At 43.3% G+C, this 12,756-nt stretch carries 12 protein-coding genes; 4 read left to right on the top strand and 8 right to left on the bottom strand.

The annotated features are described in order from the left end of the window. Positions 1-97: 97 nt before the first annotated feature. Positions 98-1,717: an MFS transporter gene (locus tag CW749_RS09725; RefSeq protein ID WP_101111829.1), complete on the bottom strand. Its 1,620-nt coding sequence runs from the start codon at positions 1,715-1,717 to the stop codon at positions 98-100. A gap of 244 nt (positions 1,718-1,961) precedes the next feature. Between CW749_RS09725 and CW749_RS09730 the strand changes: the two genes are divergently transcribed. Together CW749_RS09730 and CW749_RS09735 are read left to right on the top strand one after the other, a co-directional pair. Next, complete coding sequence (locus CW749_RS09730) at positions 1,962-2,618, top strand: carboxylesterase (RefSeq protein ID WP_101111830.1); 657 nt, start codon at positions 1,962-1,964, stop codon at positions 2,616-2,618. Between the two features lie 242 nt (positions 2,619-2,860). Further along, positions 2,861-3,934, top strand: a complete 1,074-nt coding sequence (locus CW749_RS09735) for an SGNH/GDSL hydrolase family protein (RefSeq protein WP_101111831.1) — start codon at positions 2,861-2,863, stop codon at positions 3,932-3,934. A gap of 82 nt (positions 3,935-4,016) precedes the next feature. Here the strand turns inward: CW749_RS09735 and CW749_RS09740 are convergent, their stop codons facing one another. The 5 genes from CW749_RS09740 to CW749_RS09760 all read right to left on the bottom strand — a co-directional run bounded on the left by CW749_RS09740 (position 4,017) and on the right by CW749_RS09760 (position 9,475). After that, positions 4,017-5,156 (bottom strand): hypothetical protein, encoded by a 1,140-nt coding sequence (locus CW749_RS09740; protein WP_101111832.1) that lies wholly within the window; start codon positions 5,154-5,156, stop codon positions 4,017-4,019. Between the two features lie 85 nt (positions 5,157-5,241). Next, the gene (locus tag CW749_RS09745) at positions 5,242-6,270 is read right to left on the bottom strand and encodes a helix-turn-helix domain-containing protein (RefSeq protein ID WP_101111833.1); all 1,029 of its coding nucleotides are present in this window, start codon (positions 6,268-6,270) and stop codon (positions 5,242-5,244) included. A 51-nt stretch (positions 6,271-6,321) separates the two neighbouring features. Continuing rightward, positions 6,322-6,756: a redox-sensitive transcriptional activator SoxR gene (gene soxR, locus CW749_RS09750; protein WP_101111834.1), complete on the bottom strand. Its 435-nt coding sequence runs from the start codon at positions 6,754-6,756 to the stop codon at positions 6,322-6,324. A gap of 49 nt (positions 6,757-6,805) precedes the next feature. Beyond that, positions 6,806-8,656: an FG-GAP repeat protein gene (locus CW749_RS09755; RefSeq protein WP_101111835.1), complete on the bottom strand. Its 1,851-nt coding sequence runs from the start codon at positions 8,654-8,656 to the stop codon at positions 6,806-6,808. A 135-nt stretch (positions 8,657-8,791) separates the two neighbouring features. After that, the gene (locus tag CW749_RS09760; protein WP_101111836.1) at positions 8,792-9,475 is read right to left on the bottom strand and encodes a hypothetical protein; all 684 of its coding nucleotides are present in this window, start codon (positions 9,473-9,475) and stop codon (positions 8,792-8,794) included. Between the two features lie 273 nt (positions 9,476-9,748). On the opposite strand from CW749_RS09760, the gene CW749_RS09765 reads away from it, so the two are divergent. Beyond that, on the top strand, positions 9,749-10,951 hold the full coding sequence (locus CW749_RS09765) for an MFS transporter (protein ID WP_101111837.1): 1,203 nt from the start codon (positions 9,749-9,751) through the stop codon (positions 10,949-10,951). Between the two features lie 16 nt (positions 10,952-10,967). Here CW749_RS09765 and CW749_RS09770 read toward each other — a convergent pair whose 3' ends face one another. Further along, positions 10,968-11,609, bottom strand: a complete 642-nt coding sequence (locus tag CW749_RS09770) for a flavin reductase (RefSeq protein WP_101111838.1) — start codon at positions 11,607-11,609, stop codon at positions 10,968-10,970. Positions 11,610-11,727: 118 nt separating this feature from the next. Continuing rightward, positions 11,728-12,219 (bottom strand): fasciclin domain-containing protein, encoded by a 492-nt coding sequence (locus CW749_RS09775; RefSeq protein WP_101111839.1) that lies wholly within the window; start codon positions 12,217-12,219, stop codon positions 11,728-11,730. A gap of 173 nt (positions 12,220-12,392) precedes the next feature. On the opposite strand from CW749_RS09775, the gene CW749_RS09780 reads away from it, so the two are divergent. Beyond that, positions 12,393-12,698 carry a DUF6482 family protein gene (locus CW749_RS09780; protein WP_101111840.1) on the top strand — a complete coding sequence of 102 codons (306 nt, stop codon included), beginning with the start codon at positions 12,393-12,395 and terminating at the stop codon, positions 12,696-12,698. The last annotated feature ends 58 nt before the right edge of the window (positions 12,699-12,756 follow it).

Raw genomic sequence — 12,756 nt, forward strand, 5'->3', positions numbered from 1 at the left:
GGTCTAAACGTGATTAACATTCGCAAAAATCTTTTATAGATAAATCCCCAAACGTTGTCGAATACCGCGATCGCAAACCCAGTAATTTCAACCGAGATTACTGGTCAACCGCACCACTTTCGAGCTCTCTCTCGTCCGACTCTTGAATAATACGCTCTATCTCCAAGGTTTCTTCTTCATCTGCACCATCCAATAACGCCTCGTAAATCAAAGCATTGATTCTGGCTTTTCGCAGTAAGAAAAAGTCGTGTAATGAGTAAGCTATCTCGAGCCTTCGCTGCGGATATTGATTGATTAACTCGCTTAAAAGATCCCCTGATTGCTTGGGATAGGCCATCGTAATATTGATGGCGACATCGTTGGCATTAAGCGATGACCCTTCCAACGCCGTGCGAAACAACACCCCCGGGTCTGTCGGGTTTTGACCCAGTGCCGCGATCAGCAATTTAAGCTCTGGGTCGGCAATGTCGGTGTATTTGAAATCCAACATAGGATCTAACTCTGCGGTTCCCGTAGGAATCGGCTGCACATTCACTTGATACTGGCTGACGGCTTCCAGCGTATCAGTGCGCACAAAAACTTTGCGGTACAATAAGAAAGCAAAGACAAATAAGTGAACCACAATGAGGTAGTAATAAAGCCAAACAATGGAAAACTCATTCATCAAATAGCCTGCAACGATGGGACCCGTTACCCCGCCAATCCCCACCAGTATTTGCATGGTGCTTGTTGCTGGCATCGCTTCTTTAGGCTGAATGTGATCAAATACCTGAGTTACCGCGAGTGGGAACAACGCTACTCCAGAGCCACCCGAAATCCAAAACAGAACAGCGAGCATTTCGATCGGCATTGGGATGTAGTTCTCTAGAATGATCAAAGAATTACTGATGACTCCCATGAACATAAGCCCCGAAGCGACGACGCGTTTGTCGTATCGGTCGGCGAGCCAGCCAGTTGGAAACTGGGTCAACAAGCCACCCATTTGGTAAGAGCCCAAAATCAACGATAACCAGATCCCAGAAATGCCCTTTCCATACGCATATAAAGAAATCAAAGACACACTCGCGGCATTAATCAAACCAGCACAAAAACAAGAAAGCGTGCCCGAAGGCGAATAGTTCCACATTTTTTTAATGGTAAGCGGCGCGCTTTTTTCCGGTAATTCAGGCATGGGTAATCGGCTCATCGACATAATGATGAGGGCGATGCACAGAAACACCGATATAATCCCAAAGACTCGTGGGTCCTGAGCGCCTGAAAATGCGATCAAAAAAGGAGCTGTACCGAAACCAATCGCAAAGCAGATTTGATAAGTGCCATATACCTTGCCACGGTTACTTCTATCACTCAGTACATTCAACCAGCTCTCTAATGTAATAAAACTGGTGACATAGCAGATCCCCGAAATCATCCTTAACGCCGACGTCACATAAATGTCGTTGGAATAACTGTGCACGACTGAAACAATAGCCAGCATGGCAGCCATAGAGGCAAAAGCTCGTATATGCCCAACTCGAAGGACGACCTTTGAACCAAATAAGCCCGCGCAAATTGCTCCAACAGCGAACATACTCATCGCCAAACCGATTTCAGAGGAATCAAACCCACCGTCTTTTAGGCGAATCGGCAACATGACATAAAATAGGTTGTGGCTGATCGCAAACGCAAAAATTGCGAACAGAATCGGTCTTATACGAATGAATATACTGTTTCTCATAGGCACTTTGGACTTTTTAGGCAATCAATCGACGGCAAGGGTTGCTGATTAAAATATCAACTACAACATAGCACAGGTTAAAATTTATCCAGATATTTAGGAAGAAAAAGTATCGAACAATCAGAAGAAGTTGTGGGTGTTCTCAAGTTCGAGAGCTGAATTTGCAAGGCAAAAATTGAAGATCGCATTCAACCGTAAATAACGTTAAGGTGAGCCAAACTTAAAACCAATATGGAATATCAAGATGCTTAGCTACGTTGAAGTTGAACCAACAACAAAAGCCACTGCCAGTGTGATTTGGCTGCACGGTCTTGGCTCAAATGGACACGACTTTGAAGCCATCCTCCCTGAATTAAAACTGCCAGCCGATGCTCCTGTTAGATTTATTTTTCCGCACTCGCCTTCCATTCCTGTTACCGTCAATGGTGGAATGGTGATGCCAGCGTGGTACGACATCATTGAAATGGGTGCAGGGAGAAAACTAAATTCTCAGCAGCTTATCGACTCTGCCCATCAAGTCGTCGAATTAATTAAGCAAGAACAAGAACGTGGCATCGCTTCAAACCGCATTATACTTGCCGGCTTTTCTCAAGGTGGCGCGGTGGCATACCATGCAGCACTAAGCTTTGACCAACCACTAGCGGGCCTGTTAGCACTATCCACTTATTTCCCGACATCCGACTCCATTGAATACTCAGAAGCCAGCAAATCTTTACCTATAGAGATCATGCATGGCACCTTTGACCCTGTTGTATTTCCAGCGATGGGCGAAGAAGCGAAAACCGATTTAGAAGCCGCAGGGTACAAGCCCAATTGGCGTACTTACCCAATGGAACATCAAGTTTGTATGCCCCAAATTAAAGACATCTCAGAGTGGTTGCACCGCATACTCGAACTTTAAAATCGGCTCTTTAGCCTATTTATTCTACGTGTGGGGAATCCGCTCTCCGCACGACTTACCTAACGGAATGTCGCCGCTCCACTACACCGTTACCTCCAAAGAATGCCAACCCCACCATAGATCTAATAAATTACTTAGCTTTTAATAATTTCTTCATTGAACCTCAATATTTCGCTCCTTAAGTTAGATCAAGTTATCCATCGATAACATATTGATAAATAAGTAACTAAAAGGAATTGGCTATGTATAGAAAAATTGCTTTTTTGGCTTGTATGGTATGCTCTGGTTACACGTTTGCTCAAACTGATTCGGCGACGCATTACGCAGTGCAATATGAAGGAAGAAGTGTCAAGGACTACGCTACGGGTACAGTTCAAATCAACTTCCCGGGCAGTGCGCTGAAAACGAAATTCACGGGCACTCAGCTTGCAATCAATTTAAAAGGCAAAGGCGATCATTTTGATGTACTGGTCGATGGTGTCTTATCGCACAAACTTGTTACGAATATTGGTAATGAAACCCAAAAATTTGAGCTGTTCAAAAGTGTAGAGAAAAGCACGGTTGTCATCGAAGTGGTTAAACGAACAGAAAACTACGATGCCATGATTGAAATCGTATCGCTCGATCACGATGGCTTCCTAGAAGGTGTGTGGGAAAACCAACCGCATGTCCTGTTTATCGGGGATTCCATCAGTGCTGGGTTTGCCAGCGAATCCAACAAACGTGACTGTACATGGGACGAAGTGTACAACACGTCCAACGCCCGTTTGGCTTTCCCTCATCAAACAGGCGACCAACTGGATGCCAGTATTACTCAAGTCTCACTTTCTGGCTTAGGGTTAATCCGAAACTGGGGCGGCAACCAATCTTTCCATAATGTGACTTACTACGCTGATAAATCTGGCGCTGTGTTTGGTAACGTACAGCAATTTGAAGATAAACACCCAGATTTGATTGTTATCGAAGTTGGCACCAATGATTTCAGCACCGATCCAAAGCCTCACGAACCATGGGCAAACATTGATGAAGTGAAAACAGCTTGGGTCGAGCGTATGGTGGAGTTCACCGAGGAACTGAAATATCGCTACAACGATGCCAATATTGTTTATATGCCCCGCCCAGCCTACCCGTACGACTACATCATTCCAGCAACACACGAAGCAATTAGCGTATTAAACGGCAAAGGTGTGACGGGTCTGTATAGCCATACCTTTGTATCGCCATTAGAAGGCTGCATTTGGCACCCAACAGAAGCCGAACACAAAGACATCGCGACGAAGCTCACCACCTTCATCAAGCAAAATGGGCTGCTTTAATGAACTTTCGAAACTAGAATCTCGATAGAAAAATTGCTAAACATCAAATGGGGCAACTAGCCCCATTTTTGGGTGCATTAACCTAGTCGTCTTTACGGGCAATAGAAACGTTGGGGTGTTCAGACAGTATCAGTTCTTTATCTTTTAAATAGTGAGAGAAGAAGCCGCTCATGCTTGTTTGAACAATGTCGTGAATATCGTTTGCCCCTATCCCTGAAGGTAACCCAACACTCCATCGGCTTTGATCGGTAAAGTCGCGATGATTCGTGCCTGCGACGGACACCAAATAGGTATCGGATTGGTTTGCTTCATAGCCTTCGCTTAAATTGTGATCGGCTGCTTGCAGGAGCATCAACGGTTTATTCATTGGGGATTCGGCAACGCCACCCAAAATAATGCCGTCCATATTGGCCGCTGCGACACATGCGGTAATCGCTTTGCAGCTGTTCATCGCTGCACTGCCACCTAAGCTGTAGCCCAAAGCCCCTATTTTTGAGGTATCCAGTTGATATTGAAAACGCCATTGATTCCATAAAAGCCATTGGTACGTGGTGAAAATATCCTGAGTAATTTGCGGCGCGACAACACCATTAAAATACTCTTTACCTTTATCTGTATTCACGTCGTGCGATCCTTCAGGTATATACCCTTTCACCGTGGTGCCATCATTAAAAACCGATATGCCAGAGGCAAACGTATGGTTGATTGCTACAACGGCAAACCCTTGACTCGCGAGATCTTCAAGTAACTCGACATTGTCCTTCTCAAGCAACATTGAACCATGAGAGTAAAAAAGTATTGGCCAACCTTGGTCTATTTCAGCAATGTCGGCATTTTTGACCGACCACGACAGCATCTTATTTAAATCATGTTGTTGTGGATGAACGGGTGCATTGGGAGGGCGAAAACTGGATAAGTATTCGACTTGGTATCCACCATCATCAAAGTATTGTTCATACTGTTCTGATTCTGTATCACTTGGGTAATACACTTTAATATGGAGCTTACGCATCTCGCCTGGAATCGGGTTTAGTGTATCTTCACGGTAATCGATTAAATCGAATTCTTGAGTCCCCACTCGATAAATACCGCTCGGTGAAGGGTAAACATGGTCGACTACCCGTTTGATATCTTCGACAGGTGATACCGTCTCATCATCACACCCTGTAAGCAGCGGCAGTGCAATAAAGAAAGGTATGAAAATAGCAGTGTTAACGTTCATAAAGGCTCTCCTTGATTGAGAGCCTAATAGTGAGGGAGGCGTAATATTCCGTCGTCCGATTGCCTTATTTGGACGTCCGGATTATTTAATTAAGACGTTCAAGTGCTGATTTATACTGGGTTGGTGTACATTCTTTGTATTTCTTAAATGCTGAGTTGAATGTTGACTTAGAACTGAACCCAGATTCAAATGCCAAATCTAAAACTGATTTATGGGGCTTTTGCTTAATCAGTTCACACACATGAATCACCCTTTTTTGATTCACTAGGTCATAAAACTTGACCCCTAATTGTTGGTTAAGAACTTGAGTCAACAAATAGGGTTTTACGCCAAGTTCTTCTGCTAACGACTGCAAATTCAAATCAGACTTTAAGTAAAGCTGCTTACTATCCATCAACAGAGAAACCTGCTTACCTAGCTCAATGTCCAATTCACTCGCGTTGCATTCTTCCGTTGGAGTTTGCACTAGTGGCTCGAAATTCAACAGCTCCGGTTTAACCAAAAACAGGTACGTCACCAAAAAGACGAATAAGCTAACAAACAACTGGGGAAGAGGCAGCGCGGTGTTAAATGCAACTTGTAATGGAATGGTTGAAATCGCGACAATCAACCCTGCACATACGCCCCACATCAACCAAAGGTTTTCTCGGCTGAGATTTGCTTGAACGGTCTTTTGCTCAACTTGATAACGCCAAACCATTCGTATAGCGGCGACATTGTAAATAAGATAGACAAGCAATATTAAATACGTGGCAACCCAATGCCTTGTAGTGATCACAACAGAATCTGGGGATAAAGAAAAATCGTAGATAAGCGCACTGATCGCTAACCAAGGAATAAAGTGCACTGCAGCACGTCGTGTGATCTTTTCTTGGGTTAAACAAGCTCGAATAAATAAGAAGAACAACACCGGATACAATAAAGCCCAGCTAGCGTTAAATCGGCTGCTCAACCATTGTTCATGTTCTGCAATTAGCAAGATAAGATCCGCTGAAAATACGGCATGAACCAATGTTAATGGCCAGAAGAGTGGCTGGGTTCGAGACCTTGAAAACAAAAACACCAGTAAGATTAAGCTCTGAATAAACCCCGCGAGCAACACGGCTGTGACCATATACAACTCCATTTGTAAAAGGCAGCGAAGAACTGATTTTAGGCTAAGCTATTAACTCGAGTGACCAAGCCAGTTTTCCCCTTTGTGTTCTTCACCGTGCTGGTCTTGGGGATTACGAAGAGCGCAATTTTCTAAAGACAAACAACCGCAGCCAATGCACCCACCCAAGTCATTCTGAAGCGCCTGCAAGCGGCGGATTCTGTCTTCTAACATCGTGTGCCAACGGCTGGCTAGTGTATCCCATTCTTTTTTGTTTGGTGCTTGGTGTTTGGGTAAGTGTGACAAAGCTTGGGCGATTTCTTCTAGCGACAACCCCACTTGCTGAGCTGCTTTGATAACAGCAATTCTGCGTAGCACACTGCGATGAAAGCGCCTCTGATTTCCAGCGTTCCTCCAACTGGATATCAATCCTTTTTGCTCATAGAAGTGAATAGCCGAGACTTTCACCCCAGCCCGCTTCGCCACTTCCCCGACTCCGATATCCATATTTGCTCTCTCATCCATTAGTACGTTTGCAGAGTTTTACTATTTGCAATCAGTATATATAAACCGCCCCCGAATCACTTGAACGATTATCATGTTGGACAGCCCTGTTTACTCCTTCACCGCTTGAATCCTCTGAGTAGGCACCAATAGCAAGTACATTACCGTCAGATGATATCGATACTGAATGACCAAATTCGTCACCACTGTCAGGATTAGAGGCTTTAATATATGCGTGTTGGCTCCAAATACCTGATTCAAAACGGAAGAGATACGCTGCTCCTGAGTTACTTGCTCTAACGCTATTTTGTAGGTCCGAGTTCACTCCATACGCGTCAGAGTTCTCACCCCAGGCACCGACAACTAACGTATTGCCATCTGAAGAAAGTGATACTGCACTAAACAAATGACCGGGACCAGTATTTGAAGCTTTAATGTAAGCTTGTTGCGTCCAATCACTATCTTCTAAACGATAAAGGTAAACGGCCCCAGAATCACCAACTCTATGATCATCATCCTGACTTGAATTTATTCCAGTAGCGAGGGAGTCTTCATGCAGAGCTCCGACAGCCAACGTTTTTCCGTCGGACGACAATGAAAGGAAGCGACCAAACCCGTCGTTAGTACCAGTATTGGAAGCTTTAATGTAAGCCTGTTGGGTCCAGATGCTCTGTTCAAATTGATACAGATAAACCGCCCCAGAATAAGATGCGTTATTGTCAAATTGGGTATCAGAATTGACCCCGGTACCACTGGAATCCTCCTTTCCAGCCCCTACTGCTAGTGAATTACCATCGGCAGACAGCGACACTGCAAATCCAAACCATTCATTCCCCCAAGTATTTGACGCTTTAACGTAAGCTTGTTGAGCCCAACCTCCACCGTTATTACGAAAAACATAAACCGCCCCAGCTCCAGATGCTCGATTATCATTTTGCAGACCCGAGTTAACACCTTTACTACTTGAAGCTTCTTCAGGAGCACCTACAGCCAAAGTATTGCCATCAGATGACAATGAAACAGAATAACCAAATTCATCATCCTTCTCAGCGTTAGAAGCTTTAAGGTAAGCTTGCTGACTCCATCTTCCTCCATCAAAATGGTAAAGGTAAACTGCCCCAGCATTCCGTGCACTATTGTCGTTTTGCAGACTAGAATTAATCCCAGTACCTGCGGAATCTTCACCTAATGCACCAACAGCTAGCGTATTACCATCAGATGACAGTGACACAGAGAAACCAAACTTATCTCCACTGCCCGTATTTGACGCTTTAATGTAAGCCTGCTGAGCCCATTTACCTTCGGCAAAGCGATAAACATACACTGCTCCCGCTCCCGAATCACTTGCGGAATTATCATCTTGCCCGTCTGAGTTTATCCCTTTGCTATTCGACTCTTCAAAAGGCGCTGATACTGCAAGCGTCTTACCATCTGCCGATAACGAAACTGAATACCCAAAATAATCTCTGCTACCTGTATTTGAAGCTTTTACATGCTGGGTCATATACCTAAAGTTATCTGGTGTAAGAGATTTTTCATTTGAAAATTGAGAGCCTTTAGAATTGGTTGCTCTAACAAAATACGTAGAAGTTAAATTATTAATAACACCAGTATTTGGCACCGTAATACTGAGCTCAGACGTCTTCGCTAACTCATGACAAGAGTTGGGTTTGGATTCATCTTTTAAGCACAAACTATAAGTTGTCGTACCGGAAGCTTTGTCCCAGTAAAATATCATCTCGCTTGAGAGCGCTGTAACATCTAACAGATTAAATGCCGAAGGCGCAGATTGGGAACTTGATTGGGTTGAAGATGAGCCTCCCCCACAGCCTTCCATCAACAATAGAGCAGGCAATACCAATAGGTATTTACCGTACTTTCTACTCAATTTTATATTATTCATTATCTATTTAATTCTTTAGGAACTTGGTATTTCAACTGATGTAAACGTAAATACATTTACATCCTATCTGGCCTTAGTTTGACCCCTTGAATATTTATTTTTTTATAAACAAGGTGTTAGTTTTTTATATAAGATCTAATTTGATTTTGCTGGGTTGTAGTAACCTCCGGAGTTCGGATAAATATCAACAAATCCTGACGAATTTGGTTGGTAAGTAGTTCTCACTCTAAAAGGTGTGTTATGCGTGATTTTGCTGAGGTCTCTAAAAGTATAACCGCGTTCCCATTCCGATCTTTTTATCGCTAAGGTTAAAGCATTTCCATTCAGCGTGGCAAAAATAGGGGTCATTGTAGTCGTCAGAGTTTTGGGGCCGTTAACGTCAGTGTGTCCAATGCCATTTCGGGTAACATCTGGTACGTTAGCTAAATATTCATCTGCACCCGGTTTTTTGAAATAACTGGCACTCAAAGAAATATCATTGTGATAGGTCCCGTCTCCATCTACGTCAAAATAAATTTCCCAAGCGTACTCTAATTCGTTGTCACTTTTACCTGCATTGTTTACCTTGATATTTTTTGGTGGTGATAACAATTCAAACGCTACTTTTATCATGCAATCATTGACGCCAATACGCGTTCCCTTAATATCAGCAACGCTATGACTTGTCACATTATCAGCAAAACTATCAACATAGATAATTTCCTGGGGTTCAGGACATTGTGAAGAAAAGCCATATTTATTTTCAGAACTGCCTGAATCACTACCACCACAACCGATCAAAGCTGCTGAAGCAGCCGTTACTATAATATATTTTTCCATGTCAAAAATTAAAGAGTCAAAAGATCAAAGCTAATCATTATATCGAAATGCGACGCATTTTCATTTTTATATTTTCGAAACTTATGTTCCGTCACTAGAAATTTCAACAGCTCTCTTGAACAACATTTAGTGCTTTAAAGACCAAATTGACAAGGTGGTACCTAACTACCCAATTATCTTTCCTCTACTTTTTTAGGAAAAAGACCTTTACCTCAACTTAACTTGAGGTTTTAGAGTAGCACGCAGACCTAAAGAATTCACGGAGGAAAAAGAATGAAAAACAAAACCTTTCCCTACTTAGTTGGCCGCTTTTTTGATGGTATTTCATCTGGGCTTTTCATGATGGCATTGCCATGGGTAATATTATCTAAGCCCAATATGGGTACGTTCGTTGCTATGGTCGCACTCTTATGTACTGCCGTCTCTTTTGTCGCAACACCTTTCTTTTCTACTTTGATTGATCGCCATTCCCGAAAAAAATTATTGGTGATCAATCAGGTTATACAAGCCCTTACCGCCGCAATTGTGGTTGTCGCGTATTCACTCGATGCAGGGTCGCATTGGTTGCTCGCTGGGGCTCAGTTGGTTATATGGGTTTCTAGTAACTTAGCGTGGTCAACCAACAATGCCTTCACTCAAGAAAACTACGATTCGCATGAATATGCGTCTATTTCTGGCTACCAAGAAGTGGTCATGCAGGGCACAACTTTGGGTGCAGGTGCGCTGGGTGTCGTTCTTTTAGAAATGTGGAGTATGTGGGAATTCGCTTTGTTTGCTGCAATCTCGTCTGGGATTGCCTCTATCGCTTACCTGCTTACCCCATATCGAAGAAAGCTGAGAAAAACCCAAGCAGTGCCTTTCTTTGCTCAGTTAAAAGAGAGCAAAAGCATATTCGCCAAAGCACCGCGCTTCTATGCCTTCATTCTATTGTCTTGCTTGTCTTACCCAATATTGACGTTTTTGGGAAAGCTTGTCCCTATTTGGTTTTCTGAGGCAGGTATTTCTGGAGAGTGGCTTGCCGGATACAACATCAGCTTTGGTTTAGGCTCGTTAATTACAGGTTTGTTGGTCAGTAAAATTTTGGCGGAATCGTCCCACCAAAATATTATGAAGTATTCCATGTTTGTGGTTGCCTTTATGTTAGTCGGAATGTCTATCTATCAACACCCAGCCTACTTGATGGCATTTACATTAGGCTTTGGGTTCTTTAATGCGCTTAACCGAATTGCGAGAACCAACTGGATGCACCATAGCGTAAAGGTGTCTGAACGTGGTCGAGTAGACGGTGGCTTAGCGCTGTTTTCAACATTGGCTCAATCACTGAGTTACGTATTAATCGCGTACCTTAGTCACCATGAGATAACTCGTTATGGATTTGTCATTGCTGCAGTCATTGTTATCGCTGCCGCCATACTCATGACATTGTTAAACAAAAGCAGCAACATTAACTTAGAACCGGCAAGTCAGGTGAATTGATATTGCAGTGTACCCATCACTCAAGCTCCATTAGATCAGAATCCGGCTTTGCGTAGCTCAATCGCGCAAGTCGGGTTCCAATGTGATAGCTGTCTAGCCCCGAAACTGCAACCAGCTCTAGCGAATCTACATCAATTGAACCGTCTGTGTTTAACGCGTCGTCTTGAACTCTTATCTCTTGGATCTCACCAATGATCAATTCAGTGTTGTTCACGCTCAACGTCGTGTGTTCTCTTAACGATAAGCCAATTTGGATAGGGCTTTCTTTTACATAGGGAGCGCGTATTTCACTTCCTAGAATAGGAGTAAGCCCAACCTTCTCGAACTCGGATTCTTCTTTTTTGTAACGAGCAGACGTTTGGTGGGCTGGTTTGAAAATTGATTGGCATACGGAATTGATAGTGTATTGCTGGCTAACCAGAATATTCTCTAGCGTATGCCTTTCGACACTATGAGGGCGGATAATAAAACCCATTAAAGGTGGATTGGCTCCAAGGTGAAAAACGGAGCTCACGATAGACAGATTGTGTTGACCTTTGTCGTCTGTCGTACCTATCAAGTTAGCGCTCTTATACCCCGATAAAGAGTTAACAAACCGAGCTCGATATCTGTCTTCCATCTCTCTGATGTTTTTTTGCGTGTAACAGCTTTTGTTCATTTCATGTCCTGTAAAAAGCAGTGCCTGCGGGTCTAGTATCTTGGGTTACTTTTGCTCGGCAAGCACTGCATAACACTTGGTTATTAATTTTTTGGGTATTGGTTATTTATGGGCTTAATTACTTAGGCAAAATCACAGAATCAATCACATGAATAACGCCGTTGCTGGCTTTGACGTCTGCCAGTACAACGTTCGCGTTATCAATCATGACTTTGTCTCCCATTGTCTTGATCGATACATCTTGTCCTTGCACGGTTGACGCGCCTGATAGCTTAACCACATCTGACGCCATCACTTTTCCTGGAACAACGTGGTAGGTGAGAACAGCAACTAGCTTGTCTTTATTTTCTGGTTTCAGAAGCATGTCGACGGTGCCTTCAGGCAATTTTGCAAACGCTGCATCGGTCGGAGCAAATACAGTGAACGGACCATTTCCCTTCAATGTATCCACCAATCCACCGGCTTTTACAGCGGCTACAAGCGTGTTGAATGACCCGTTACTCACAGCAACATCAACGATATCTTTCTTCTCGCCATGATGACCCGCGTTGGTCATGAATGAAAAAGAAGTAAGAGCAACAGTGGCAACAAGCAGAATTTTTTTGAACATAGTTTTGTCCTCAGTTTTTGATCAACAGTTCCAGCAAATAACTGGTTGCTGTAACTACGGCTGGATTTTCAAATGGGATCACAAGAAATTTTGCGAATATTTGAGAGTGAACCGAAGGTAAATTTGTTGCGTACTAAAGCTGTATTGGAGAGTTCTATGGAAGGTGAGTTTCTATGAAAATGACGTTAAACAAAGCCAAAAAATATTTTCATATCGATAAATTGGTGATCCACTCTTTGGACATGTCACTCTATCAAGTCTCTGTTGTGATTGACGGCGAAGAGTGGTTTCTCACAGAGCAAGATGGGCAGTTAGTAAGAGCTTGGTCGTTCATAGAGATTCAAAAGCGTTGCCGAAATATTAACGCCAATGAACGAGTAATGCGCCAAGAAAGCGCTTACGACGAAATGGTTGGAGGACCAGATAAACCCATCAGTAACGCATTGGAAGTGCCGTTAGGCGACAACAAGCTTTACTAAGCCAGAGAGCCATAAGGGAGCGAGCCTAATACACCTTGTGGCACCCTGTTTTACCTTG

It is taken from the genome of Vibrio sp. vnigr-6D03 (assembly GCF_002835515.1).
Lineage (GTDB): Bacteria > Pseudomonadota > Gammaproteobacteria > Enterobacterales > Vibrionaceae > Vibrio > Vibrio penaeicida.